This is a genomic window from Adlercreutzia sp. CNCM I-6207, from assembly GCF_977072305.1.
In genome coordinates, this window is record NZ_CDRVLZ010000015.1 from 37,396 (window position 1) to 61,563 (window position 24,168).

At 60.2% G+C, this 24,168-nt stretch carries 25 protein-coding genes; 24 read left to right on the top strand and 1 reads right to left on the bottom strand.

What is annotated here, in order from left to right; genetic code table 11:
• Window positions 1-3 precede the first annotated feature (3 nt).
• From ACW4QM_RS08605 to ACW4QM_RS08715, 23 genes are all read left to right on the top strand, one after another.
• Complete coding sequence (locus ACW4QM_RS08605) at window positions 4-1,239, top strand: phage major capsid protein (RefSeq protein ID WP_455798366.1); 1,236 nt, start codon at window positions 4-6, stop codon at window positions 1,237-1,239.
• A 22-nt stretch (window positions 1,240-1,261) separates the two neighbouring features.
• Window positions 1,262-1,585, top strand: coding sequence for a phage head-tail connector protein (locus ACW4QM_RS08610; RefSeq protein ID WP_151429566.1), 324 nt, complete (start codon window positions 1,262-1,264; stop codon window positions 1,583-1,585).
• A complete protein-coding gene (locus ACW4QM_RS08615; protein WP_147272658.1) occupies window positions 1,582-1,896 on the top strand; it encodes a hypothetical protein in 315 nt (104 codons plus the stop codon). Before ACW4QM_RS08610 ends, ACW4QM_RS08615 begins: the two co-directional genes overlap by 4 nt.
• Window positions 1,883-2,263, top strand: a complete 381-nt coding sequence (locus ACW4QM_RS08620; protein WP_151429567.1) for an HK97 gp10 family phage protein — start codon at window positions 1,883-1,885, stop codon at window positions 2,261-2,263. Before ACW4QM_RS08615 ends, ACW4QM_RS08620 begins: the two co-directional genes overlap by 14 nt.
• A complete protein-coding gene (locus ACW4QM_RS08625; protein WP_302404100.1) occupies window positions 2,260-2,586 on the top strand; it encodes a hypothetical protein in 327 nt (108 codons plus the stop codon). The genes ACW4QM_RS08620 and ACW4QM_RS08625 overlap by 4 nt, the downstream gene beginning before the upstream one ends.
• 15 nt (window positions 2,587-2,601) lie before the next feature.
• Entirely contained in the window at window positions 2,602-3,240 is a 639-nt protein-coding gene (locus ACW4QM_RS08630; RefSeq protein ID WP_302404099.1) for a major tail protein, read from the top strand.
• The gene (locus tag ACW4QM_RS08635) at window positions 3,240-3,647 is read left to right on the top strand and encodes a hypothetical protein (RefSeq protein WP_151429650.1); all 408 of its coding nucleotides are present in this window, start codon (window positions 3,240-3,242) and stop codon (window positions 3,645-3,647) included. The genes ACW4QM_RS08630 and ACW4QM_RS08635 overlap by 1 nt, the downstream gene beginning before the upstream one ends.
• A 280-nt stretch (window positions 3,648-3,927) precedes the next feature.
• The gene (locus tag ACW4QM_RS08640) at window positions 3,928-6,480 is read left to right on the top strand and encodes a hypothetical protein (RefSeq protein WP_455798367.1); all 2,553 of its coding nucleotides are present in this window, start codon (window positions 3,928-3,930) and stop codon (window positions 6,478-6,480) included.
• Window positions 6,470-7,207 carry a distal tail protein Dit gene (locus ACW4QM_RS08645; RefSeq protein WP_151429647.1) on the top strand — a complete coding sequence of 246 codons (738 nt, stop codon included), beginning with the start codon at window positions 6,470-6,472 and terminating at the stop codon, window positions 7,205-7,207. Before ACW4QM_RS08640 ends, ACW4QM_RS08645 begins: the two co-directional genes overlap by 11 nt.
• The gene (locus ACW4QM_RS08650; protein WP_455798368.1) at window positions 7,186-9,126 is read left to right on the top strand and encodes a phage tail protein; all 1,941 of its coding nucleotides are present in this window, start codon (window positions 7,186-7,188) and stop codon (window positions 9,124-9,126) included. The genes ACW4QM_RS08645 and ACW4QM_RS08650 overlap by 22 nt, the downstream gene beginning before the upstream one ends.
• Before the next feature lie 10 nt (window positions 9,127-9,136).
• The gene (locus tag ACW4QM_RS08655; RefSeq protein ID WP_151429645.1) at window positions 9,137-9,538 is read left to right on the top strand and encodes a hypothetical protein; all 402 of its coding nucleotides are present in this window, start codon (window positions 9,137-9,139) and stop codon (window positions 9,536-9,538) included.
• A complete protein-coding gene (locus ACW4QM_RS08660) occupies window positions 9,535-10,644 on the top strand; it encodes a BppU family phage baseplate upper protein (RefSeq protein ID WP_455798369.1) in 1,110 nt (369 codons plus the stop codon). The genes ACW4QM_RS08655 and ACW4QM_RS08660 overlap by 4 nt, the downstream gene beginning before the upstream one ends.
• Window positions 10,645-10,657: 13 nt before the next feature.
• On the top strand, window positions 10,658-11,560 hold the full coding sequence (locus tag ACW4QM_RS08665) for a DUF6273 domain-containing protein (protein ID WP_455798370.1): 903 nt from the start codon (window positions 10,658-10,660) through the stop codon (window positions 11,558-11,560).
• Window positions 11,561-11,623: 63 nt separating this feature from the next.
• A complete protein-coding gene (locus tag ACW4QM_RS08670; RefSeq protein ID WP_151429643.1) occupies window positions 11,624-12,031 on the top strand; it encodes a hypothetical protein in 408 nt (135 codons plus the stop codon).
• Window positions 12,032-12,073: 42 nt separating this feature from the next.
• The gene (locus ACW4QM_RS08675) at window positions 12,074-12,181 is read left to right on the top strand and encodes a hypothetical protein (protein ID WP_366143068.1); all 108 of its coding nucleotides are present in this window, start codon (window positions 12,074-12,076) and stop codon (window positions 12,179-12,181) included.
• Between the two features lie 210 nt (window positions 12,182-12,391).
• Window positions 12,392-13,501: an RNA-directed DNA polymerase gene (locus tag ACW4QM_RS08680; protein ID WP_455798371.1), complete on the top strand. Its 1,110-nt coding sequence runs from the start codon at window positions 12,392-12,394 to the stop codon at window positions 13,499-13,501.
• Window positions 13,502-13,571: 70 nt separating this feature from the next.
• On the top strand, window positions 13,572-14,009 hold the full coding sequence (locus ACW4QM_RS08685) for a carbohydrate-binding protein (RefSeq protein ID WP_455798372.1): 438 nt from the start codon (window positions 13,572-13,574) through the stop codon (window positions 14,007-14,009).
• Entirely contained in the window at window positions 14,009-14,329 is a 321-nt protein-coding gene (locus ACW4QM_RS08690) for a hypothetical protein (protein WP_114538741.1), read from the top strand. Before ACW4QM_RS08685 ends, ACW4QM_RS08690 begins: the two co-directional genes overlap by 1 nt.
• Before the next feature lie 10 nt (window positions 14,330-14,339).
• Window positions 14,340-14,624, top strand: coding sequence for a phage holin (locus ACW4QM_RS08695; protein ID WP_151429640.1), 285 nt, complete (start codon window positions 14,340-14,342; stop codon window positions 14,622-14,624).
• Window positions 14,611-15,315, top strand: coding sequence for a C39 family peptidase (locus tag ACW4QM_RS08700; protein ID WP_455798373.1), 705 nt, complete (start codon window positions 14,611-14,613; stop codon window positions 15,313-15,315). The genes ACW4QM_RS08695 and ACW4QM_RS08700 overlap by 14 nt, the downstream gene beginning before the upstream one ends.
• Entirely contained in the window at window positions 15,296-16,342 is a 1,047-nt protein-coding gene (locus ACW4QM_RS08705) for a GH25 family lysozyme (RefSeq protein ID WP_151429638.1), read from the top strand. The genes ACW4QM_RS08700 and ACW4QM_RS08705 overlap by 20 nt, the downstream gene beginning before the upstream one ends.
• 539 nt (window positions 16,343-16,881) lie before the next feature.
• Complete coding sequence (locus tag ACW4QM_RS08710) at window positions 16,882-18,279, top strand: peptidylprolyl isomerase (RefSeq protein WP_114548193.1); 1,398 nt, start codon at window positions 16,882-16,884, stop codon at window positions 18,277-18,279.
• Between the two features lie 291 nt (window positions 18,280-18,570).
• Window positions 18,571-20,007 carry an amidohydrolase gene (locus ACW4QM_RS08715; protein WP_114548192.1) on the top strand — a complete coding sequence of 479 codons (1,437 nt, stop codon included), beginning with the start codon at window positions 18,571-18,573 and terminating at the stop codon, window positions 20,005-20,007.
• A 368-nt stretch (window positions 20,008-20,375) separates the two neighbouring features.
• On the opposite strand, the gene ACW4QM_RS08720 is transcribed toward ACW4QM_RS08715, so the two are convergent.
• A complete protein-coding gene (locus ACW4QM_RS08720) occupies window positions 20,376-21,332 on the bottom strand; it encodes a hypothetical protein (protein ID WP_114548191.1) in 957 nt (318 codons plus the stop codon).
• Window positions 21,333-21,927: 595 nt separating this feature from the next.
• Here ACW4QM_RS08720 and fusA point away from each other — a divergent pair.
• A complete protein-coding gene (fusA, locus tag ACW4QM_RS08725; RefSeq protein WP_114548190.1) occupies window positions 21,928-24,006 on the top strand; it encodes an elongation factor G in 2,079 nt (692 codons plus the stop codon).
• Window positions 24,007-24,168 lie beyond the last annotated feature (162 nt).

Consider the following 24,168-nt stretch of genomic DNA (forward strand, 5'->3'; position numbering starts at 1 on the left):
ACCATGGATGAACTGTTGAAGGAACTGCAAGCGCTGATTGACAAGTACGCCGAGGGAACCCCCGAGGGAGTGACCGAGGAAGAGGCCAAGCAGGACGAAGAGCGCATGGCCGAACTTACGGCGGAGATCGAGCGCAAGACCACCGAGCAGGCCGAGCAGCGCAAGACCCGCGCCGCCGCTGTCGCCGCCGCCCGTTCCGCTATCGAGAGCGGAGCCGCGCCGAAGGTTTCCACCGTGCCGCTGGCACGCAGCGCGAGCGCTGCCGGTGCCGTCGTGCGCGACACTACCGACTACGAAGCCGCAGCGAAGCGCGGTTGGCTCAAAGACATTGCGACCCGCGCGGGCGTTCAGCTTGGCGGCGGCAACGAGATGACCACGCAGGAGCGTGCGGCGTTCACCGCGCTTACCACCAACACAGATGCCGTTATCCCGAAGGAGATTCAAGGCCAGATCATCAGCCTTGTTGACAATTCGGCGGTGCTGTTCGGCGATGTGAGCCGCTCAACCTTTAAGCACCAATTCGAGTTGGTGCGCCACACCGGCATTGCGCAGGGCGATGCCGAGCAGACCGACGAGGGCAAGGCACCCACCGACGAGAAGAACGAGTTTGACACCATCGGGCTTGTTGGCGTGGAGATCAAGAAGACCGTTAAGCTGTCCCGCAAGATGGCCGTTCAGTCCATTGACGGCTTCGAGAACTGGCTAATTTCCGAGGTTGCCGCCCGCATCGCCGTTGCGGCAAACGCTTTCGCCCATTCGCGCCTTGACGATGCCAAGTTGGGCATGGCGGTTGATAACAAGCTGACCGTTGCAAAGGCCGGAACGCTCACCAAGGCCGACATTGTGAAGACCCTTGGGCTGTTGAAGACCTTTGCGAACCCCGCGCCGAAGGGCTGCATTATCTACGCGAACAACAACACCATTTGGAACTACATTGCCATGGTTGAGGACGCTAACAAGCGCAGCTACTTTGTGGACGAAAAGAGCGATGACCCCGCCGTGCAAGGCCGCATCTTCGGGCGCATCGTCAAGCAGGACGATGCTTGCGGCGATGGCATTATCAAGGTTGGCTATCCCGACCTTATCAAGGGCAACGCCTTTGACGGCGTGGACGTTACGGGCTACGTCGCAACCGACGGTTCGCAGAACCATTGCTTCGACGGCTACTTGCTCTATGATTGCGGCCTTGCCGTCCCGCAGTCTTTCGCGCAGCTTACCATCGGCGGCGCATCCGCCTAAGTGATCTAAGGGGGTGCCACCGATGGCAGACGAAAACAAAGCCGACCTTCTGGCGGCTTGCCGTAGCGCCCTGCGCATCCCTGCCGATTACACCGGCTATGACGAAGAGATAGCCGACCTTGTGAGCGCCGCCCGTTCCGCACTGGTTGCGGGCGGCGTTTCCGACGCTAAGGCCAACAGCGACGATGACGCAAGCGTGCGCGTCGCCGTGAAAACCTACGTCAAGGCTAACTTCGGCATGGACAACCCGGACGCTGACAGGCTCATGCGCTCATTCGGCGAAATGCTTTGCCGCATGGCCGGAAGCACCGAGCATGGCGGCAAGCCAGAAGCGGGCGCGCAATGAGTATGTGGGCTGGCACGTGCCAGCTTGCCACCGAGACGCAGACGCGCGACAAGCGCGGCGTTGTGTCCACTTCGCTTGCGTTCCGGGACGTTCCTTGCAACGTCTACAGCATCAGCGCGGCAGCTTACTACGCCGCCAGCGCGGCGGGCATCAAGCCGCAAGCGGTAATCGAGTTGAGGGCGTGCGCCTATCGCGGCGAAACGCTGGTGAAGTTCAACGGCGCGTTGCTTGCCGTTGAGCGTGCGGAGCGTTCGCCGGACAACGTGCGGCTAACGCTTGTTGAGAGGGTGGGCGACCGTGAGCAGGGTTAGCAACGACATTGAACGCGAGATTGCCGCCGCCATGCGCGACTGCATAGGCGAAAACGAAGCGGTGTTGGAGCAGAGAGCCGCCGCCGCTGGCAAAGAAGCAGTGAAGCGCCTGAAAGCCGAGAGCCGCAAGCGTTCCGGCAAGTACGCGAAGGGCTGGACTAGCACCGTAGACCACGCAAGCTTGGAACAGGGCGTTGAAGTGACGGTGCATAACAAACAATACCAGCTAACGCACCTGCTTGAAAAAGGCCACAAGGTCAAGAACCAGACCGGCAAGACCTACGGTGTTGCGCCGGGTGACGGCGTTATTGCAGCCGTGGCCGAAGAGGTGGGGCGCGAGTTCGCGGCGGGCGGTGATGCGACGTGATAACGCTTGACCAGCTTTGCGGCGTGCTTGACGGTCTGGGCATCCCTTGGGCTAACGAGGGCTTTTCAGACGATGACAAGCCCGCCCCGCCCTACATGAGCCTTGAAGCGGGCTTTGGCGAAACGGCCTATGCCGACAATGCCGCTTGGGCGCGTTGGATGCCCTACGAAATCTTGCTTTACACCGCGCAGCGCTCATATGACCTTGAAAGCAAGATTGCCGACGCGCTGGACGCGTCCGGCTGCGCATTCGAGAAAGCAATAACACACCTAGACGGCGAACGGCTCATTGAAGCGTCGTTCACCGTCAACGTAACCGAGTAGATAGGAGCCTTGAAAATGGCACGCAATGGTTTTTTCGGCGTTCGCAATTCTCATTTCGCGATCGTCCTTGACGAAGACAAGCTTACCTACGAAAAGCCGGTGCATGTTGCCGGTACCGTTGAAATCGGCATGGAGCCGAGCGTTGAGACGGGCACCAGCCACGCGGACAACGAAGTTTGGTTGGAAGAGCAGCAAGACAACGGCGGCAGCGGCACCATGAGTTTCTACGATACCGAGGGCACCCCGGAACTTCGGCAGCTTATCGCTGATCTGGTGGGCTACGAGATCACGGCAGACGGACGCACCAACCTGAAAGCCAACAAGAAGCCAAAGAAGTTCGCTTTCATGTGCGAGCAGCCCGGACACGTCACAGGCCGCCGCCGCTGTCTGCTGATGTGCCAGCTTGCCAAGCCGTCGCAGACCCTCACCACCAACAGCGACACGCCGGAGATCACGCAGCTTGACTATCCCTTTACGTGGAAGCCCGTTGTTCCCCCCGGCGGCACAGCCGATGACCGCACGAGCGGCTATGACAGCTTCACGGGTCTGCCTGACTATGAAACGTTCTTCGATGCCGTCAAAACTGACGGGCTGCTAGAGCGCAAGGCCGAAGCGGAAGACACCGGCACGCCCGCCGAGAACGGGGGCGAGTAATGGTTATCGACTTCGGCGACGGGATGGAGTTTGAAGCCACCTTCAACGGCTTCACGCCCATTGTGTTTTCGCGCACGTTCAGCGTTGAGAAGCCCAACGGCGCGACGCGCCCCAAGGACATTAACGAAGACGTGGGCATGATCGTTGAAACGATGAAGTCTTGCGGTATGCCGTCGATGACGGCGCTTCTTGAAATCGCCTATGCGTGCATCAAGACCGCGAAGCCGCGTTGGGGGCTTGGCTTTGACAAGTGGGTGAAATCGCTTCCGCCCGCCGCGTTCGACCTACAGAAGGGGGACGGTTGGGCGGCTGACGTGATGGGCATTGTCGAGGATAACTTTTTTCCTTCAACGCCCGATGGAGTGGAAGCCGCGCCCGCCGAAGCAGCCAGCGCCGCCACTGCCTAGCAACCTGTCAGACGCGTGCGACGCGCGTTATCTGTACAACTGCCAGCAATGCGGGCTTTCCATCACCGATTTGCAGCAACTTAGCTTCCGGCAGGTCAAAGACCTGTTGGAGATTCACGCGTTCTACGCCGATGCCGTCGCCAACTACGAAGACGACGAAAAGGCACGCAAGGCCGAAGCGGCATTTTGGGGCTAGTGAACGTTTCACGGCACCGCACCCGCGCGGGCGCGGTGTTTGAAGCGCTCATGCACTTTGAGAATTGAAAGAAGGTGAACCGGCATGGCGGTAAGCTACAAAGGGCTTGTTATCAAGTTCGGCGGCGACACTACCGAACTTCAAGGGGCTTTGAAGAAGGTTTCTAGCGAATCCAAGAAGACCCAAGCGGACTTGAAGGAAATTGACAAGTCCTTGAAGTTCAATCCGGGCAATACCGACTTGCTGCAACAGAAGGTCAAGGCGCTAAACAGCGCCTATGGCGAGACGCAACAGAAGTTGGACGCGTACAAACAGGCGCTTGCGCAGCTTGAAGCGAAACAGCAGAGCGGCGCTAGGCTGACCGCCGAAGAGGAACGGCAATACGACAGCCTTAAACGCGCTATCTTGCAATGCGAAAACCAGCTTGAATCGTACGGCAAGGAACTTGCCGAAACGTCGCGCGAAGCCGAGGCGTCGAAAACCAAGCTATACAAGTTCGGCCAGACCATCGAAGATAACGCCGACAAGCTGGAAAAGGCGGGCAAGGGCGTTGAGCGCGGCGGGCTTGCTATTTCCGGCGGCATCACGGCGGCGGCAACCGGCCTGACCGCCCTTGCGGAGAGCCAAGAAGAGGCCATAGCCAAGAACAACCAGCTTGAAACCGCTTTCACCAGCGCCGGAAGCACCGTTGAGCAAGCGCAGACCACCTATGCGAACTTCTACCGCATCTTGGGCGACGGCGACACCGCCACCGAAGCGAGCCAGAACCTAATCAGGCTCACGCAAGACGAAGAGGAATTGAAGAAGTGGACTGACATTGCAGCCGGTGCCTATGCCACATTCGGCGACGCGCTGCCGTTGGAGAACTTGGCAGAAACGGCGCAGGAAACCGCGCACACCGGCGCGGTAACCGGCAGTTTCGCCGACGCGCTCAACTGGTCAACGGCTAGCGCCGAGCAGTGGAGCAACGCCCTTTCCGGCAATTCTGCCGCACAAGCAGCTTTCAACAAGGCCATTGCAGAGGGTCAGACCAAGGAAGACGCTTTTAACGAAGCACTGGCGGCGTGCAAGACCGAGCAGGAACGCGCGACCCTTGTAACGGACGCGCTGGCGGGCGTTTACGGGGATGCTGGCAAGGCGTTTCAGGAAACCAACAAAGACTTGTTGGCAAGCCGCGACGCGCAAAACGAACTTGAAACATCCATGCGCGAAATGGGCGAAGCGGCCTTGCCGGTAAAGCAGATGGTAACCGAGATCGGCAGCGAGATTCTAGGCAAGCTGACACCGGCGCTTCAAGCCGCTTCGGATTGGTTCAAATCGCTGTCGCCGGAGCAGCAAGAACTAGTCAAGAACCTTGGGCTAGGCGTGCTGGCGTTCGGCGGGGTTACTACCGCCGTTGGCAAGTTCATGCAGAGCGCCGCGCCCATCGGCGGCGCGATCAAGAGCATTGCGGGCGGCTTCGTTGACCTTGGCGGAAAGGCCGACGGGCTGGGCGGGAAGTTCGGCGGTCTTGGCGGCGGATGGAAGAGCCTAACCGGCCTTATCACCGCTAACCCTATCGGCCTTGGCATCGCAGCGGTAAGCGCGGCGGTGGCCGGTCTTACGTGGTTCTTCACGCAGACCGAGACGGGCAAGCAGATGTGGGCTGACTTCACCGGCTGGATTTCGGAGAAGTGGCAGGGCGTTTGTGACTTCCTTAGCGGTGCCGGTGAGTTCTGGGGCGGCGTTTGGAACGACGTTACAAGCGGCGTTGAGCAGTTCAAAAGCGATGTTGCGAGCAAATGGGAAGGCTTCAAGCAGGACGCAAGCAACGCTTGGGAGAACATCAAAAGCACCGTTTCCGAAAAGGCACAGGGCGCGGCTGATTGGGTTTCCGACAAGTGGAACACCCTACAGACCGCCACGCAAACGTACTTCGGCGGAATTGCTTCCACCGTGCAAGCCGACATGAACACGGCAAAGCAGGTGGGCAGCAGCGCGGGCAGCGCCCTGCAAGCCGCCCTTTCCGGCGACTGGTCAACCGCCAAGGCCGAAGCCGCCAACGCCTTTAACGCGATCAAGGACAACATCAGCCAGAAGATGGACAACGCGCAGCAAAACGCCGTGCGCGTCGCCGATGCCATAGGCAACAAGCTGGGCTTTCCGGGCTTGGGCGAGAAGGTAAACGGCGTGTTCAATAGCGTTCGAGACTTCATGAAGAACCCCATTGAAAACGCGTGGAACTTCATAAAGGACATACCGGGCAAGATTATGAGCATCTTCGGCGGCATCAAGATTGAGTTGCCGAAAATCAAGATGCCGCACTTCAACGTTTCTTGGAATGACGTTGGCCCAATCAAGCTGCCTAGCGTGTCCGTTGACTGGTACGCACGCGGCGGCTACTTCGACAAAGCTTCGATCATCGGCGTTGGCGAAGCGGGCGGCGAGTACGTGGCGCCTGAAAAGCAGCTATGGGACTTCATCGAACGCGCGGTTAACAACGCGTTCAACGGCGGACAGCCCGCGCAGCAAATCGCCGTCAGCGTCGAGGTCAACGCGACGGTTGCGGGCAATGCGGACGCGTACCAGACAGGCCAGCAAATCGGCCTTGGGATTGCAAGCAAGCTAAAGCAAAGGGGTGTGAGCGTTGCAACGTAAGATGAAGCGGGCGCAGACCGACCGCGTTATATTCAACGGGCACGACCTAAGCGCCCTTGTAAGCTGCAAGGTCAACCGGCCTATCATGGCACCTGTAAACGCGAACTTCGAGAGCGTTTCAGGCCGCCACGGCGAGTTGTTCAAATCGGCCTACTTCGGGGGCTATGATCTGCCGGTTGACATTTGGCTAAGAAGCGATGACAGGCGGGACGCGGCGGCGGTTCGCCACGCACTGGCGGAACTGCTATGCACCGACGAACCCGCGCCGCTGGTGCTTCCCGATGACCCCACGCGCTACCTTCTGGCAATCGTGAGCGGGTCAACAGACCTTGGCGAGATCACGGACGCTTGCCCAAGCACAACGGTGACGTTCCATGTTGGCGATCCGTTCTATTACGGCAACAAGCGCCGCGTTGAGGTCAAGGCGGGAACGTTCACGGTGAACGCGGGCGGCAACCGCCCCGCGCATCTGGCAATCACCGCTAAGCCGTCTTCAAGCGCGGCTTGGTATATCAGGAACGTTGACACGGGCGAGCAAGTAAAGCTTGCGTCGAGCGTCACAAGCACAAGCACCGTGCGCGTTGACATGGCGCTAGAGCGGGCGACCGTCAACAGCCAAGCCGCCGCCGTCACGCTTGATTCGGATTTCTTCACGATCAATGGCCGCACGACCCTGCAACTAAGCGGCGGCAGCGCGGTGCTGGAATGGCGGGAAAGATGGCTTTAATCAGAAAAGTTGGCTTCACGCGCTTTTCGCGCTGGGGCGTGAACCTTGGGCGGCTGGACGTTACGGCGGCGACGCACACCGAAGCGCTGGACGGCACCGACGAAATCAAGGTGACGTGTTCCGATGACGTGAACAAGGGTGACTATATCGTTTGGGTTGACGCGCAGGGCAAGACCCATGAACACATTGTTGACGATGCGAGCCGAACCCACGGCGAAGACGGAACCTTGCAAACCGAGTTCACGGGCGTTAACTCAATCGCCGAACTTTGGGACGATTGGACGGACGATGTAAGGCCGTCGGGGCAGGTTGCAACGGCGCTTGCCCGCGTGCTTACCGGCACGCGCTGGGCGGTGGGCGCGTGCGACGTGACCGCAAGCGCAAGCGTCGTTCTCTACCACCAGAGCGCCCGCGAATCCATAGCCGAGATTTTGGAAGCGTGGGGCGGCGAGTTGGAAACCACCATTACAACCAATGGTTCTTCGGTGGTTTCGCGCCAAGTCGGCGTGCGCAAGCTGCGCGGCAACCAGTCAAGCCCTAAGCGCTTCACGTGGACGAAGGACATTAAGACCATCACGCGCACGGTGGCGGCTGACAACCCGAAAACGCGCGTCTACGGCTACGGCAAGGGCGTTGAGACGGATTCGGGGGCTTACGGCAGACGGCTGACCTTTGAATCAATCAACGGCGGCAAAGCCTACGTCGAGGATGCCGCCGCAACGAAGATTTGGGGGCATCCGAACGCCAGCGGCACCGCTCTGCCAGCTTGCACAAGCTACGTGAACGAGCAGTGCGAGGATGCCGCGCAGCTTCTAAAGGAAACGAAAGCGTACCTTGCAGAGGTCAGCGAACCGAAGGTTAGCTATGAAGCGAGCGTGCTTGACCTGTACGCGTTCGGGCGAAGCTGGGAAGGCGCGGCGGTTGGTGACCGCGTGGCGATAATCGACAAGGGCTTTACCGAAGAGGGCATAAGGCTTACCGGGCGCGTGTCGCAGATCGAACGCGACTTGCTGGGCGGCGACGCTACCGTTACTTTCGGCAACCTTGTAAACAGCATGGCCGATATGTGGCAGAGCGTGAGCCAGACCCTAAAGAACAGCAGCCGCGCGGCGGCGACCTATGACGCGGTGGCGGGCACGTCGGTTAGCTGGCTGGTGCAGCTTCAAGACGCGCTTAACGATCAGTTCAATTCGGTTGGAACCTACAAGGTTGAAACCTTTGAACTTGGCAGCTTGTACAGCAACGTGCCCTTGAACCCCGAAACCGGCTTGCCGCTCAAAAGCGTGTCGGGTATGTGGTGCGTGAACATTTCCGGGCGCGGCATCCGCCTTGCTTCGAGCCTTACGAGCAGCGGGCAATGGAACTGGAAGACGTTCATAACGGGCGCGAGCGTGACCGCCGATTGCATCAACGCCGGAACGATGCGAGCCGACCGCATACGCGCGGGGCTGCTGACCGATGACAGGGGGCGCAACACGTGGGATTTGACCAACGGGACGTTGACCACAAATTACATGAAAGCAAACAACATCACCGCAAACGGCCAGTTCTCATGCGGCCTTGCGTCTAACCTGCTGCAACTGATTTCCGGGGAGATTCGGGGAAGCGAAAACGGCGTGCAGATCGGCGTTATTGACTTCTCGGCTCACTTCCGAAACGTGCAGACCGGCGAACTGTACCAAGGCTTGCAGCTTCAAGCACAGCACGGCACGAGGATTTCAAGCCCGCAAATATCGGTGGCGGCGAGCAGCGACATAAGCACGGTTGCGACTATATGCCAGACAGGCACCATTTCACAGCCCATCATTTCCGAACTGCACGACAACGGCAACGGTTGCGTTGGCTGGCATTACGGAACTTTCAAGATTTCGCATATTGACGGGCTATGCACCACATACGGCACGGTTGGAACAGGATAAGGGGGACGATATGGGCGAAACAGTTATCTACATGGCTCACGACCCGTTGAGCAACACCGAAGCGCAAGTGACAGAGTTTGACCCCGCATTGCTCAATGCGGCTGCATCGCAAGGCGTGGTGTTCGTGGCCGTCGATGCCCACGGCAACAGGCGCATTGCGGATGTTTCGGAAGTCAAGCCGCAAAAGGGCACCGAAGGTTCTTTGCAGCTTGTGCAGCCCGTCTATGTTGACGAGCGAATGCAAGCAGTGGTTGACGTGTTCGACGCGCTGCAAACGCTCATGCTTCCCGAAGCGGCGGCGCTCGCGGCGGCAGACGATGACCCACCGGCGCAGGTGCGCGACCCGGTAGAGACGTTCAGCGCGAAGCTTGCCGCCCTGCGCGAGATCACCAAGGCGGGTGAGAGCCGATGAACACGCACACGCTTGAACTAGACCTTAGCAAGGACGGCTTGGGCGCTGGCCTTGTCCGCGTCGGTCAGGGCGACAAGCACGGAACCACAATCAAGGCGCTAATCTACGACGGCGGCGCGGAAGCGGCGCTAACGGGGTTCACGGCCTACCTTGAAGTGCTGTTGCCCGACAAGCGCCACTACTACCGCGCCGTTGCCGCCATTTCGGGCAACGCCGCAACGGTGACGGTTGACGAAAACAAGCTTTGCAGCGTGGCCGGTTACACCGACGAAGCCTATTTCGCGTTCGAGAAAGACGGCGTGCGCTACTCAACGGAGCGCTTCGCCGTCGAGATTCTGCGGTGCGTCACCGAGGGGCAGCAGCCCGCGCAGAACTGGGATGACGCTATAGACAACCTCATTTCGCGCGGAAACGCAGCAGTCAGCGCGGCCAACACGGCGGCGGGAGCCGCCAACACGGCGGCAGACGCGGCGAACAAAGCAGCCGCCCGCGTAGAAACGGCAGTGAGCAGCGCCAGCAGCGCGGCGACAGCGGCCAACAACGCCGCTGCGGCAGCGAACAGCGCGGCAAGCGCCGCACGCACGGCGACCACCAGCGCAAACAACGCGGCCAGCGCCGCCACGAGCGCGGCCAGCGCCGCTAACGACGCGGCGGGCGCAGCGAACACGGCAGCGCAACGCGCAAACAACGCAGCCGACCGCGTGGACAGCGCCATAGCCGACGCGGAAAAGGCGACGAAGAGCGCCAACGAAGCGGCATCAAAGGCCGATGCTTCGGCGAGCAAGGCGGACATTGCGGCAGCGGACGCGATTACAGCCGCCGAGGATGCCCGCGACGCGACCAAACGGGCGCTAAGCATAATCGGTTCGGGCGGCGGCGGAAGCGGCACGGGTTCGGGCGGCGGCGCGTCTAGCGAAGAGTTGGAGAAGGTCAAGGCGGACAACGCCGTGCTTGCGCGGGCGCTTGCGGAAGCAACGGACAGCTACATAGTCATTGATGAAATCTGTTACGTGCCGAGCAGCCGCGCCGCCACGATCACCGAAGAACTGCTAAGCATCAACGGTGCGTCCTTTGACGGCGATATAGAGACAATCACCCTAGTTTAGGAGAGTGGAAACCATGCCGAATGTACGCGGTTTTGACGTTAACGGCCAAACGTGCCTTAACAAAGACGATTTCGCACGCGAGGTGGCGAGCAACGCCACCGTTCTTGAAGAGTTCGACCGGCAAAAGAGCATCGGGCAGTATCCGGGGCGCTCGCTTGCTGACACGTTCGCAACGGAGATTGCGGCGAAGGGCGATATTTACGCGTGGCTTCATTCGCGCGTGCAAGCTGCGGACTTTTCGGGCTTGCGCATCGGCGATTACATGGACGTGCCCGTAGCTGCTGGCTCAAACGTGCCAGCGCAGACGGTGCGTTACCTTCTTGCTGCGGTAGATCCGTATTACCAGTGTTCAGATGCGGCGATGCCGCACCACCTTGCTTTCGTGCCCGCCGCGCCGGTGCTGGTGAGCGGCAGCAAGGCCACCAACACTAGCTATATCATGTGGAACACCACGGCCACCAACAACGGAAACGCCACCGTCAAAGAACCCTATCTTGCCAGCCACCTTCACGGCTGGGAAATCAACGACTATTTGCCAGCCCTTCCGGCAGCGCTTCGCAATGTGCTAATCAACCACCGTTCATTGTGTGAACAGCGCTACGGCTCTTCCGCGCTGACCGAAGCGAGCGGCTGGGGCTGGGCTGACCTTGGTAAAGTGTGGTCATTGTCAGAAATGGAAGTTTACGGGTGCGCCGTGTGGGGTTCAAAGGGCTATTCGGTGGGCATGGACTGCCATTTTCCGCTGTTCGACAGCACGGCAAGCCGCATCATGGGCACGCGCGTTACTTGGTGGCTGCGTTCCGTCATGGGCGGTTCGGCTTCCTACGTGTGCGTTGTCTCCGGCAACGGCACTGCCGACTACTATTCGGCGACGTATGGGAGCATTCGCCCGCGCCCGTGCTTCCTCATAGGCTGACAAGCCGTTGCATGACGCTATGCCCGCGCCCGCCTTGCGCGGGCGCACTGGAAAGGCAAGCTAATGAGTACCGTACTGGAGCGCTACAGGGATTTAAGCAACTTCGAGTATTTCACCACCGCAACGAGGGTGCGCAAGGAGATAACGGCGCTTGTGACTTCGGCGGCAATGCCGAAGTCTTACCGCTTCGTTTTGGCCGTGCCGATGGCAGAGACGGCAAGAAGCCTTGTAAACAACCTTGTGACCGCAAACGCGTTCTACCCCAACACCGAACACAACGTAACGCAGCGGCGGCATTACATGACGCTTGCCGTTGCCGACTGCGAACAGCTATTGCAAGACCTGCAATGCCTTATTGATCTTGGCATCATCAAGGTAAGCCGGTGCGTGCGCGTCGCCGAAGATGTGGAAACGGCGGCGAAGCTTATAAAGGGCGCAAGAAAGGGTGTGAAACTCATTGGACAGCGGTAAAATAGCGTCGCGTTGCACCTTGTTTAGCACGTTACTTGGTGGCTGCGTTCCGTCATGGGCGGTTCGGCTTCCAACGTGTGCAATGTCAACAGCAACGGCAATGCCAACAACAATTCGGCGACGAATGGGAGCATTCGCCCGCGCCCGTGATTCCTTTGCACTGCCAGTCATTGCGGACACGTCCGCAATCCGTGCGCAAGAGGAAGGAAGGTGCAACGTTCGGCCATGTGGCCGTAAATATGCACCCCGCAGGTACCGCAGACCGCTGCTTGCATGACGCAGGTTTCGGCATTCGCTTGCGTTTCATTGCCGGTGCCTAAGCGGCTATTGGATGCCGATTGCAAGCCGTGCGGGGTGCCCATGAAATCCGAAGAGCGGCGGGCGGCAAGGCGTGCCCGCCGCGATGCCAAGCGGGCGGCGAACCGCGCCAAGCGCATTGAATCATGCACGCTTGAAGAGGTGGCCGACATTGACAACCTTTACAGGTGCGCCCGCGACTGCGCCCACGGCGTGGCGTGGAAGTCTGCCGTTCAACGCTACCTTGCAAACATCATTCCGAACGTTCTAAGGACGCACGCCGACTTGATGGCGGGCAGGGACATTCGGCGCGGCTTCGTTGAGTTTGACATATTCGAGCGGGGCAAGCTTCGGCATATCACGTCCGTGCATTACTCTGAACGCGTCGTGCATAAGGCGCTTAACCGCCACGCGCTGGCACCGGCGATCTGGCCGACGCTCGCGCCGGGTTGCACCGCCAACATCAAGGGGCGCGGAACTGACTTTGCCATATCGCGCCTGAAACAGCAGCTTGCAAGGCACTACCAGAAGCACGGCGCAGAAGGTTACGTGCTGCTTGTCGATTTCTCTAACTTCTTCGGGAACATCGACCACGCGGCCACCAAGCGGCTAATTGACAGGGCGCTAGATGACGAGCGAATCAAGGCGCTTATGTACGCGCAAGTTGATTCCCACGGCACACGTGGCCTTGGGCTTGGCAGCGAGCCGAACCAGATACTAGCCGTGGCACTTCCAAGCCCCGTAGACCATATGTTGCTGCGCACGCCCTGCGTGCTGGCAAGTGGGCGCTACATGGATGACCTTTATTGCATCGCCCTTGACAAGGCAGACTTGCGCGGCGTGCTTGCCGACATTCGGCGCGAGTGCGCGAAGCTGGGCATTGTCGTTAACGAGAAGAAAACCCGCATCGTGAAGCTGACACGCGGTTTCACGTTCCTAAAGAAGAGGTTCAACTATGGCGAGACTGGCAAAGTCATTGTGCGCCCGTGCCGTTCCGCCGTAACGCGGGAGCGGCGCAAGCTGAAAAAGCTTGCAGCGTTCGTGGAGCGCGGCGAGATGACCCGCGATCAGGCGTTGCAAAGCTACCAATCTTGGCGCGGTTCGATGATGCGCCTTGACGCGCGGCGAACCGTCGCGAACATGGATGCGCTGTTTACCCGGCTTTTCGGATAGCAGCACAAACACACCAACAGCAAGCCAAGCCCGCCATTGTGCGGGCTTTCCTATTGTTAGGGGGCAAAACATGGCATTCACAGCCGAAGAGGAAGCCGCATTGCGCGGCATCATCGCAATTTACAAGTCACAAGCGCCGTCATTGTCCGATGACGTGGCAGAGATTGCCCCGGCGCTCTACGACCAGTGGACGGGCGACGGCCACTATTACACCGCCGGTGAGCGCGTGGAGCATGGCGGCACGCTCTATGTGTGCTTGCAGCCGCACACGTCGCAAGCGGGCTGGACACCGGCAGCAGCGCCGAGCCTTTGGGCGCGTAACCTTGCCGCAGCCGACAGCCCGGACGCAACGGACGTGCCCGCATGGGAGCAGCCGGACGCAACGAACGGCTACCCAACCGGCGCAGTGGTAACCCACGGCGGCAACAAGTGGCAATCGCTTGTTGACAACAACGTTTGGGAGCCGGGGGCGGCTGGCACTGAAACGCTTTGGCAGGTGGTGGACTAATGATTAGCGCCGCCACCGAACAGCTTATAACGTCAATCGTTGGGCTGCTGGCCAGCGGCGTTATAGGCTTCCTTATCGCGCAGGTTAAGAACCTGACCAAGTACCAGCGGGCGCGGCTGATTATCGACAAAGCATCAGCGCGAGAGCATATCAAAACCGCCTATCAAAAGTACGTCATAGACGGCAAGAAAATGAGCATTTCGACCTATGACGAACTGCTAGAGGAATACGAAGCATACAAGCTTCTAGGCGGCAATGGCACTGGTGAACGCTACATGAACGAGATTAAGGCACTAAAGCCTTATCTAATAATCGACTAAGGGGGACATTATGAACGATCTGAAAATCAACTTTCTTGCACGTGCAAAGAACAAGCTGTTTTGGATGACGCTAATCCCTGCACTGTTCCTGCTTGTGCAGATGGTGGCCGCTATTTTCGGCTTCAATTTCGACTTGTCGGAACTGCAAGGCCGCGTAGTTGCCGCCGTTGATGCGCTGTTTGCCGTGCTGGTAATCCTTGGCGTGGTGGTTGACCCAACCACCGAGGGTTTGGGCGACAGCGCACAGGCGATGACCTACACCGAACCCAAGAAAGCCACCCATGGAAGCGAGTAAACGGACGTGGCGCGAGATTCTGGCGTTTGCGTGCGGGGCGCTCATGGCTATAGTTGTCTGCTTCGCGCTCATGGTTGCCTACGCAAGCGACCAGCCGCGCGAAGCATCAGCGCCCGAAATCGTTTTTGCGGTTGATGAACCCGCGTACAAGCCTATACCGGCGGGCACTTATATGCCGCTCTACCTTCAAGATGATGTGCAGTGGTCACATATCGGATACGCGGGCGGCACCATCGGTGACAGCGGGTGCGGGCTTGTCTGCGCCGCAATGGCTATCAAGTACATAACGACACAGGACGTTACGCCGCTTACCGTTGCGGGCGCTGTTGGCACCGCGTGTCTGACTGACGGTGTAAACGACATGGAGAAGTTCGCGCAGTGGATTGCCGCGACCTATGAGCCATACGGCATCACGCACACAGGCAAGATTTACAGCTTGCAATCAGCGCTTGCCAAGGTTGACGCTGGCGCGGTCTGCTTCGCGGGCGTGCGCGGTGCGTTCGGCGATACCGAATACAGCAGCCACGTTATAACGATCTGGCGGCACGATGAAAACGGTATGTGGTGGGTTCGCGACCCGGCAAGCCCCGTCAATTCCGCGCGGCCATGGACACTTGAAGAACTTCAAACGGCAAAACTTTTCTATTTCGTATGCTTGGAAGGTGGTTTCTATGGCACTACAGGGCATTGACATTAGCAATTGGCAGAAGGGTATCAACCTTGATGCCCTTGCCATTGATTTTGCGATCTGCAAAGCGACGCAGGGCGCAAGCTACGTTTCGCCGGATTGTGACCGGCAAATGCAACAGGCGATGAAACGCGGGCTTCTGGTTGGCGTTTACCACTACGTTAACGGCGCTGGCGTTGACGCGGAAGCGCAGCACTTCGCCAACAGCATTAAAGGCTACCTTGGCAAAGCGCTTATTGTGCTTGATTGGGAGCAGGGCGACAATGCCGCATGGGGCAACACCGGCTATCTTGATTCGCTGGTTGCGAAGGTAAAGGCGCTCACCGGCGTAACACCTTTGATCTACGCAAGCCAAAGCGTCTTCCCTTGGGACATTGCCAAGAAGCACGGTTGCGGCACGTGGGTTGCGCAATACGCCAACAACAACACGACCGGGCTTCAAAGCAACCCATGGAACGAGGGCGCATATTCATGTGACATTCGCCAATACTCTAGTTGCGGGCGCTTGGACGGATGGGGCGGCAACCTTGACTTAAACAAAGCCTATATGGACGCTGCGAAATGGCAGCAGTTCGCAGCCGTCGGCGGCGCGGCGCAGCCAGCGCCAACGCCGACCGCGCCAGCAACCGGCGTTGAGAACATGGACGCGCTAGACCTTGTGGCCGGGGTGTTCCGCGACGAATACGGCAAGGACGATGACCGGCGCAAGGCGCTTGGCTCACGCTATGACGAGGTGCAAAAGATCGTCAACCACATTTGCAGCGCTTCGGCTGAAACCTTGGCGAAAGAGACGTGGGCGGGCGATTATCGCAACGGTTCAGAGCGAAAAGCGATCTTGGCGCACCGCTATGATGAAGTCATGGCGATTATCAACGGCAACGTTGAAAGCGGCCAGACGTACACCGTCAAATCTGGTGACACGCTTTCAGGCATTGCGGCTAAGTTCGGCACGACCTATCAGAAGATTGCCGCCAAAAACGGCATCACGAACCCGAATATCATCTATCCGGGTCAACGGCTCAAAATCTGACGTTCAAACGGGGCACCCTGATAAGGGGTGCCCCGTTTTCGTGCGTTACAGGGCAAATACGCAAGCCGTCTATCTGGTATTTTGCAGGTTGCCTATGACCGCAAACCAATTGCGGTTAATCTGCAAATAACAGGTTTCAAGGCTTATAACCGTGTTCGCCTTAGTTATACTAGGCTCCACCACATGTTCTACGACCGCCTTCGGGCGGTCGTTTTTTTGTTGATACTGCGGTTCCGGCAGGCACCTGGAAAATGACCCTTCACCTCAGGTTTTAAGGAATCCTTTCAGGAACTTTACAGGTATGTGCGATTATTGTTGACACCGTGTGTGGACTAAGTAATTCGCTTTATACGGTGCGCGCGCATTGAAATAATAGCTCCCTGACCTTACGAAACGTTAAAGAACGTTACGCTAGGGTTGCAACATTCAGTTAGCGCTCATGAAGGAAGGGCGGGAGTCCCGCGGAGGGAGTGGGAGCGCGCTCGATGAGCCTGCGCCGGCAATAGGGCTGACGCAATGTCATGAAAGGTTGAGGACACATGAAATTTGCCTCGTTCAAGAGCTCTGCTCTGAAGAGCGTGGGAGCGGTTTCGCTCTGCGTCGCTCTCGGCGCCGGTCTCGTGGGCTGCGGCGGTAATGGCGCCGGCGGCGGCGCAGTGGCTGCCACGGTCAACGGCCAGGAAATTATGGAGCAGACGGTCACCGACTACATCGCCAACTTCCGCACCTCCAGCTCGCTGGAGTCCGATGAGGCGTGGGGCGAGTGGATGGTCGCCAACGGCTACACCCCCGAGTCCGTGCGCGAAGAGGTCATTGACTACTACGTCAACCAGGATCTCTACGACCAGGCTGCCAAAGAGTACAACGTGACGGTCGAGCAGGCCGACATCGACGCTGCCCTGGATGAGACCAAGGCGATGTTCGAGTCCGATGAGGCCTTCCAGGAGGCTCTCGAGGCGTCCAGCATGACCGAGGAGTCCTACATCGAGGACGTCATTCGCCCGAATCTGCTTCAGACGAAGCTCGCCGAGGCCGTGGCTGCCCAGGATACCGAGGCTGAGGGCGACGACGCTACGCTCGCCCAGGCCCAGGCCATGAGCGAGCAGTTCAACGGCGCTAAGCGCTCGAGCCACATCCTGCTGACCGCCGAGGAAGGCGAGGACGACGCCGCTCTGGCCGCCCGCGCCCAGGAGCTGCTCGATCAGATCAACGCCGGCGAGATCTCCTTCGAGGATGCCGCCTCCCAGTATTCCACCGACACCGGCTCCGCTGCTAACGGCGGCGATGTGGGCTGGGACGCGCTGAGCACCTTCGTCACCGAGTACCAGGACGCTCTGGCCGGCCTTGAGAAGGATCAGATCGTTGCTGCTCCCGTGAAGAGCGAGTACGGTTACCACATCATCAAGGTGACCGATGTCTACGAGGTTCCCGAGGGCGGTATCACGTCGGTTGACCAGCTGCCGACCGAGTTCCAGGAGTATCTGACCTACATGGAGCAGAGCAACGCCTCCCAGAACTTCTCCACCTGGTTCGAGGAGTATCGCAACAACGCCGAGATCACCGTTAACCCGATGCCCGAGGGCCTGCCCTACGACATCGACCTTGCTCCCTACGAGGAGGCTGCTGCCCAGAACGCCGAGGGCGACGCTGCCGCCACCGAGGGCACTGAGCAGCCTTCCGACGAGACCATGTCCGCCGAGGATCAGGCCGCTGCCGACGCCGCCGCTGCCGATGCGGCCGCCGACGAGGCCGCTGCTGGCGAGGCTGGCGCTGATGCCGCTGCCGCCGATGAGGCCGGCGACGCTGCTGCTGCCGATCAGGCCGCCGATGAGGCCGCTGCTGACCAGACGGCTGCCGACCAGGCCGGTGCTGACGCTGCTGCCGACCAGGCCGCTGCCGATCAGGCCGCCGAGGGCGCCGAGGGTACCCAGCAGTAAGCTGCTCTCGACAACCCAGGCGTTTCCCAAGGACCCGCGCTCAGGCACGGGTCCTTTTTCGTGGCAGCGCATGATGCCTCAAGAGGGAATTCCCCCGAGGACGCACTCTCGGCCGCGCAGCCAGCAGCGAGCTTTGCCGACGAAGGGTTCGCTCTCTGCCGGCGGCATTCGAAAGCAGCCAAAGGCGCCGTGTCCATTTGTGGAGGAGCCGCCGCGAAAACCGTTCTCGTCCGCGAAATGCGTTATGCTTCTTCCCTAGAGCCACGTTCCACTCTCTTCGAAAGGCCTTCCATGCTCTTCTGCGATATCGATCTTCTCGACGCCGACTTTGCTATCAAGCACCACCAATGGGTAGGAGTGCGCGACGGCCGTATCGCCTATATTGGCTCGGTGCCTCCCGCACCCGATGAAGCTGCCACCTTCGGCGAGACTTACGATGGCACGGGACGTCTGCTCGTGCCCGCGCTCTACAACGCCCATGCCCATGCCCCCATGACGCTTCTGCGCGGTTACGCCGAGAACTTGCCGCTGCAGCGTTGGCTCGAGGAGAAGTGCTTCCCCTTCGAGGCCAAAATGACCGCCGAGGATTGCTATTGGGGCACGGTGCTCGCCTGTGCCGAGATGGCGCGCTTCGGCGTGGTCAGCTTTTCGGACATGTACTACGCGACCGAGGAGCGTGCCCGTGCGGTGCTCGAGGCCGGCATGAAGGCCAACATGTGCGAGGGACTGGTGGCCTTCGAGGAGAAGCCCTACGCGGAGTACCCCATCTGCGCTCAGATGGAGGCCCTCGTGCGCGACTGGCACGGGGCGGCCGACGGGCGCATCCGCATCGATTACAACATCCATTCCGAGTATCTGTCCACCGAGACGGTCTGCCGCGACATCCTGGACATCGTGCGCGGCACCGACTTACGCCTGCATATCCACCTGTCTGAGACCGAGAAGGAAGTGCGCGAGTGCCGCGAGCGCCATGGCGGAATGTCGCCGGTGGCCTACTTCGACAGCCTGGGGCTGTTCGACGTGCCCGTGACGGCGGCCCATTGCGTGTGGGTCGATGAGGCCGATCTGGATATTCTGCAAGCTCATGGCGTGTTCGTCGCCAACAACCCGGCTTCCAACATGAAGCTCGGCAGCGGTTTCGCGCCCATTCCCGAGATGCTGCGCCGCGGCATTCCCGTGTGCCTGGGCTCCGATGGCATGGCGTCGAACAACAACCACAACCTGTTCCACGACATGTACTTGCAGGCGCTTATCTACAAGGGCGCGACGCTTGATCCGACGGCGGTCACGCCCCAGCAGGCGCTGGCGGCGGCGACGCGCACCGGCGCGCTTTCTCAGGGCCGCGAGGATTGCGGTGTGGTGGCGGAAGGCGCCCGTGCTGACCTGTGCGTGCTGGACATTACGGGCCCGTCGTGGTGCCCGGCGCCCGATCCGGTTTACAACCTGGTCTATGCGGGCGACGGGGCCGATGTGGTGCTCACAATGTGCGATGGCGAGGTGATCTATCGCGCCACCTCCGCCGTGGCTGTTTCCGCCGGCGCCTCCGGTGCTGCCTCCGCCGATGCCTCTGGTGCCGCCTCCGCTGGCGTCCCCGGTGCCACCTCCGCTGGCACCGCTCGTGGCTGTATTCAGCATGCCGTCACGAACGCCGAATGGCCCACCATCGACATCGAGCGCGCCAAGGCCGAGTGCGCCGCCCGCACCGCCCGCATCATCAGCGAGCTCTAACTTGGGGTGGCCCAGCTGCTCCGTCCGCGCTGCGTCATCGGGGGACGCGGCGCTCCGTCTCCGACTGCCTTTCGCGCCACAGCCTGAGGCCTCATTTTGCCATCTAGGTTTGGAGCGAACGGCGCATCGGCCTTCGATCCGCAGCCCGGGGCGCCTTTTTGTCGCATGGTTCTGAAAGGTGCGACATTTTGGCCCCTCGGGCTGCGGTGTTAACCATGAAAAACAAAGTCGCAGCAAGAAAAGTACCAGTTCACAGCTTTGTTCCTTCAAACCTCTCCCCGGCAACCCGCAGCCAGACCGGCAAAAATGTCAGAACGAGGAGGGACGTCTGACAAAAATCGTTCTCGGGCTACGGCTGGCGGTGCTCATTATTGCCAGCAGGGGAGCCCCATGGCTGCTCGCAGGTGTTTGTGCTTTGCATCGAAGTCGCCTATGCGAAATCGGATCGGTTTGCCAAGTATGCGGGCAACCGAGAGTGCGATTTTCCTTGTTTCGCTAACCGAATTGAGCTGTAGTCGTCCCACGGTGATAATCCGGTAGTTCATGGCCTGCAGCGCCATGCGTTTAACGGCGTCTTCCTGCAGCTGTTCGGACGTAAGGTGCCGCTCGTCGCTGTCGTACTCGAGAACGAGCCTTTGGGCGGGCCAGCAAACGTCCGCGACATAGTACTCTTTTCGGGAGAGCGGGCGAGCGAGGCTGGTGAGCTCGATGGAGTAGTTCAGTGTCGGTCGGGCAAAGTGGTAGCCGCCGAGATGGTTGGGGAGCGTCATGAGAAGAGCGAGGGCTGCTTCTCTCGGCGAGGCAGCGTTATTGAGAATCCAAGGAGCGGCGCGTCTCGTCATGGCGCAGCCTCGTATGTCCCGATGGGCTAAAAGAGCTTCTCGAATGCGCTCGGATGAAGTAAGCGCGGGACGATTAAAGACGGTGTCGAAAGGGGGTGTTAGACCGTAGGTGCCGCAAAGGGCGCTTCCTTTGAAGATCACTTCGGCAAGATCGCGACTCCAGTTGCTTTGGAGAAAAGCGATCTCGGGGGAAGGAGCAAAAAGCCCTTGCTCGATACGCAAATAGCAATTTTGCCAAAGGGACTCCTCTGCAACATGGCAGCGCGCGTCTTTGAGATTGCGCTTTTGTTGACGCGAGGGAACGATGACATGAAAAGGCTTGCTCAGCCAAGGGAGCCTATCCTCTAGGTACTGAACGGCGGCAGCGTTGGGGGCGATGTCCTCCTGGTGGGCGATATCGAGCCACAGGGTGGGGAGAGAGGCGAAATCGCCGTGTTGATAGAAGTCGAGGGCGCTTAAGCCCCATAGTATCAGTTTCGACATTGGCCGTCCTTTTCCAATCGATGATGAAGCCGTATGGTGGTGAGGGGTTGCTGGCACGATCCCTCCGCGCTCCGCGCGTTCGAGCAGATTACTCTTTCCGAACCGCATTAATGACGCGAGAATGTCCCGGTTGGCTCCTCGCGCCAACCGTAGCGGAGTCGCATGGGGCGGCGGTGGGGCGTTCGGGCCAGCTCGCGGACCAGCTTGCGGATCGGCTCGCGGATCAACTCGCGAATCAAACCCTGAGAAGCTCCCCCTGAGAAAAGCGCACGAACTTCGTCTCGCGAATTTCTCGCTGTACCCCGCGGACGCGGTGCCCTCTGCTAATATGGATGCCACGGAAAAGACGCCGTTCGTCGGCGCTGAAAGACCGCTCGCTGGCGATGTGCCAGGAGCTCGCAGGCCGCAGACCTGCCAGCCAAGAGCTCGCGGGTCGCGGACCTATCAGTTGGCGCAGCCCCGTCGTGGGCATTTGCGGCAACGGGAATTCAGCGTAGCGTTTGGCGAGAAGGCGCGCGGCCGATGGGCAGCGCGCCCGGGTTAGACCCGCGCAAGGGGTGCGGGCGCCCTCTACTAGGAAGGCAGGTGGTCGCTCATGGCAGCTCCGGCTCCCGAACACGTCAGAAACATCGTCCTTGTGGGACAGGATGGCGCCGGCAAGACCTCGCTGGCCGAGGCCATGCTCTTCGTTTCCGGCAAGACGCCGCGCATGGGTACGACGCACGACGGCAAGTCGTACCTCGACTACGATCCCGAGGAAATCAAGCGCAAGTTCACCATTTCCACCTCCATCGCCCCCATCCCCTACAAGGACTACAAGATCAACGTGCTGGACACCTCCGGCCACCCCGACTTCATCGGCGACACGCTGGCCACCATGCAGGCGGCCGAAATGGCCCTGTTCGTGGTGGACGCCGTCGATGGTCCCCAGGTCATGACGACGAAGCTGTGGCGCGAGGCCGAGGACATGCGTCTGTCGCGCGCGGTGTACATCAACCACATCGATCGCGAGAACGCCAACTTCGACGCCGCCATGGCGCTGCTGCACGCCCGCTTCGGCGGCCGCTTGGGCGCGGTGACCATCCCCATCGGCCAGGCCGAGGAGTTCCAGGGCGTCATCGACATCATCCGCATGGAGGCCCGCTATTTCGAGGACGGCGGCGAGCGCGTGGAAGCGGTGGACACGCTGCCGGCGAAGTACCAGGAAGAAGCGCGCATCGCCCGCGACAAGCTGTGCGATCTGGTGGCCGAGGCCGACGACGAGCTTATGATGAAGTACCTCGAAGGCGAAGAGCAGCTCACCCAAGAGGAGCTGGAAGGCCTGCTGGACAAGGCTATCGCCCAGGAGCTCATCATCCCGGTGTTCGTGGGTTCCACCATCATCATGCAGGGTGTTCAGGGTCTTATGGAAGACATCTGCACCTATTTCCCGCACCCGAAGAGCCATGGCCGTTTCCGCATGGCCGACGACGTGACGGTGCGCATCGACGAGACGAAGCCCCCCTGCGCCTTCGCCTTCAAGACGGTGTCCGACCCGTTCGTCGGGCGCCTCACGTTCCTGAAGGTCATCTCCGGTTACCTGGAGCCGGGGCTCGAGCTCGTCTGCGGGCGCACCGGCAAGAAGGAGCGTCTCGGCAAGATCCAGGTCATGATGGGCAAAGAGGCCGTGGACGTGAAGAGCGCCAAGGCCGGCGACATCGTGGTCGTGCCGAAGCTCTCCGATGTGCGCGCGGGCGACACGCTCTCCTGCGAGGGCACCATCGCCATCGAGCCTCTGCCTTTGCCCGAGCCTTTGTACCCCGTGGCCATCGAGGCCGTGTCGAAGAAGGAAGAGGACAAGCTCGGCACCTTCCTCGCCCGTGCCGCCGAGGCCGATCCCACGCTGCGCATCACCCGTGACGAGGACACGCACCAGACCATCATCCACGCCATGGGCGAGGCCCAGGTGGATATGCTGCTCTCCCGCCTGAAGGAGCAGTCCGGCGTGGAGGCGAAGCTCGTGCCCGTGCGCATTCCCTACCGCGAGACCATCACCAAGCAGGCCGAGGCCCAGGGCCGTCACAAGAAGCAGACCGGCGGCGCCGGCCAGTTCGGCGACTGCTGGCTGAGGTTGGCCCCCATCCCCGGCGAGGGCTACGAGTTCGTGGACGAGATCAAGGGCGGCGCCATTCCCAATGGCCTTATTCCGGCTGTGGACAAGGGCGTGCGCGAGGCCATGGAAGAGGGTTTCCTCGCGGGGTACCCCATGGTGGACATCAAGTGCACGGTGTTCGACGGCTCGTATCATTCCGTCGACTCCAACGAGATGGCCTTCAAGACCGCGGCCCGCATCGGCTTCCGCGCCTGCTGCGAGAACGCCGGCCCCATCATCTTGGAGCCCTGGGCCACCATGGAAGTGACCGTGGGCGAGGAGTACGCCGGCACCATCATGGGCGACATCTCCACGCGCCGCGGCCGCATCGTGGGCACCGACGCGGGTTTTGCGGCCGGCGAGACCATCATCAAGATGCGCGCGCCCTACGCCGAGGTCATCAACTACACGAAGGATCTGCGCTCCATGACCCGCGGCTCTGGCTCCTACACGCTCACGCTGGAAGGCTACGAGCAAGCGCCAGCCGACGTGACGAAGAAGCTCGTGGAAGCCTACGAGGCCGCCCGGGCGGCGGGGAACTAGCAAGCTGCCTGCACTTCTCGTTCAGCATCTGTAATGTATCAAGCCGGGAGGTTCGCTTCCCGGCTTTTCTTTCTGCAACAAAGTCCTGTTCCAGCCCTATTTTCCAGAAAATTTCCATGGCTTGTAAAAATTTTTCTTGACTTGGTCTTCACGCCGTAGTAT

What these genes read in the sequence shown, in the direction of transcription:
- ACW4QM_RS08715 (WP_114548192.1), top strand. Translation starts at nt 18,571, where the DNA reads ATGCTCTTCTGCGATATCGATCTTCTCGACGCCGACTTTGCTATCAAG.
- fusA (WP_114548190.1), top strand. Translation starts at nt 21,928, where the DNA reads ATGGCAGCTCCGGCTCCCGAACACGTCAGAAACATCGTCCTTGTGGGA.
- ACW4QM_RS08720 (WP_114548191.1), bottom strand. Translation starts at nt 21,332, where the DNA reads ATGTCGAAACTGATACTATGGGGCTTAAGCGCCCTCGACTTCTATCAA.
- ACW4QM_RS08635 (WP_151429650.1), top strand. Translation starts at nt 3,240, where the DNA reads ATGGTTATCGACTTCGGCGACGGGATGGAGTTTGAAGCCACCTTCAAC.
- ACW4QM_RS08685 (WP_455798372.1), top strand. Translation starts at nt 13,572, where the DNA reads ATGGCATTCACAGCCGAAGAGGAAGCCGCATTGCGCGGCATCATCGCA.
- ACW4QM_RS08695 (WP_151429640.1), top strand. Translation starts at nt 14,340, where the DNA reads ATGAACGATCTGAAAATCAACTTTCTTGCACGTGCAAAGAACAAGCTG.
- ACW4QM_RS08710 (WP_114548193.1), top strand. Translation starts at nt 16,882, where the DNA reads ATGAAATTTGCCTCGTTCAAGAGCTCTGCTCTGAAGAGCGTGGGAGCG.
- ACW4QM_RS08705 (WP_151429638.1), top strand. Translation starts at nt 15,296, where the DNA reads ATGGCACTACAGGGCATTGACATTAGCAATTGGCAGAAGGGTATCAAC.
- ACW4QM_RS08665 (WP_455798370.1), top strand. Translation starts at nt 10,658, where the DNA reads ATGCCGAATGTACGCGGTTTTGACGTTAACGGCCAAACGTGCCTTAAC.
- ACW4QM_RS08630 (WP_302404099.1), top strand. Translation starts at nt 2,602, where the DNA reads ATGGCACGCAATGGTTTTTTCGGCGTTCGCAATTCTCATTTCGCGATC.
- ACW4QM_RS08660 (WP_455798369.1), top strand. Translation starts at nt 9,535, where the DNA reads ATGAACACGCACACGCTTGAACTAGACCTTAGCAAGGACGGCTTGGGC.
- ACW4QM_RS08655 (WP_151429645.1), top strand. Translation starts at nt 9,137, where the DNA reads ATGGGCGAAACAGTTATCTACATGGCTCACGACCCGTTGAGCAACACC.
- ACW4QM_RS08700 (WP_455798373.1), top strand. Translation starts at nt 14,611, where the DNA reads ATGGAAGCGAGTAAACGGACGTGGCGCGAGATTCTGGCGTTTGCGTGC.
- ACW4QM_RS08640 (WP_455798367.1), top strand. Translation starts at nt 3,928, where the DNA reads ATGGCGGTAAGCTACAAAGGGCTTGTTATCAAGTTCGGCGGCGACACT.
- ACW4QM_RS08605 (WP_455798366.1), top strand. Translation starts at nt 4, where the DNA reads ATGGATGAACTGTTGAAGGAACTGCAAGCGCTGATTGACAAGTACGCC.
- ACW4QM_RS08680 (WP_455798371.1), top strand. Translation starts at nt 12,392, where the DNA reads ATGAAATCCGAAGAGCGGCGGGCGGCAAGGCGTGCCCGCCGCGATGCC.
- ACW4QM_RS08670 (WP_151429643.1), top strand. Translation starts at nt 11,624, where the DNA reads ATGAGTACCGTACTGGAGCGCTACAGGGATTTAAGCAACTTCGAGTAT.
- ACW4QM_RS08690 (WP_114538741.1), top strand. Translation starts at nt 14,009, where the DNA reads ATGATTAGCGCCGCCACCGAACAGCTTATAACGTCAATCGTTGGGCTG.
- ACW4QM_RS08610 (WP_151429566.1), top strand. Translation starts at nt 1,262, where the DNA reads ATGGCAGACGAAAACAAAGCCGACCTTCTGGCGGCTTGCCGTAGCGCC.
- ACW4QM_RS08615 (WP_147272658.1), top strand. Translation starts at nt 1,582, where the DNA reads ATGAGTATGTGGGCTGGCACGTGCCAGCTTGCCACCGAGACGCAGACG.
- ACW4QM_RS08650 (WP_455798368.1), top strand. Translation starts at nt 7,186, where the DNA reads ATGGCGGGAAAGATGGCTTTAATCAGAAAAGTTGGCTTCACGCGCTTT.